This window comes from Staphylococcus pasteuri (assembly GCF_030547725.1).
Taxonomy (GTDB): Bacteria; Bacillota; Bacilli; order Staphylococcales; family Staphylococcaceae; genus Staphylococcus; species Staphylococcus pasteuri.
The window spans coordinates 1-279 of record NZ_JAUOQO010000265.1 but is presented as its reverse complement, the minus strand read 5'-3'; the positions used below and the strand labels follow the sequence as shown (position 1 = coordinate 279).

Sequence of the window (279 nt, the reverse complement as noted above, 5' to 3'; positions counted from 1 at the left end):
ATATCCTGTCGTCGGATTATGTGCCGGCCGGTTTGATCCAGGCGGCGTTTCGGTTGTCCGGGGTTTGGGGGGATTTGCCGCGTGCCATTGCCACGGTTTCGGATGCGCCGGCCCGTGCCGTAGGATTGACGGATCGGGGGCGGATTGCACCGGGGCTGGTTGCCGATCTGGTGCGGGTGCGCCTGTCTGATGGTCCGTCTCATGCCTTGCCGGTGGTGCGCGGCGTCTGGTCCCATGGGAAGCGTGTTGGCTAGCGGCCACTGCCACTGCCCGCCAGAC

1 pseudogene is annotated in these 279 nt (G+C 65.9%); it reads left to right on the top strand.

Annotated elements, in window-relative coordinates:
• A pseudogene (locus Q4528_RS13605) lies at positions 1–254 on the top strand (hypothetical protein); the annotation flags it as partial.
• Positions 255–279: the final 25 nt, after the last annotated feature.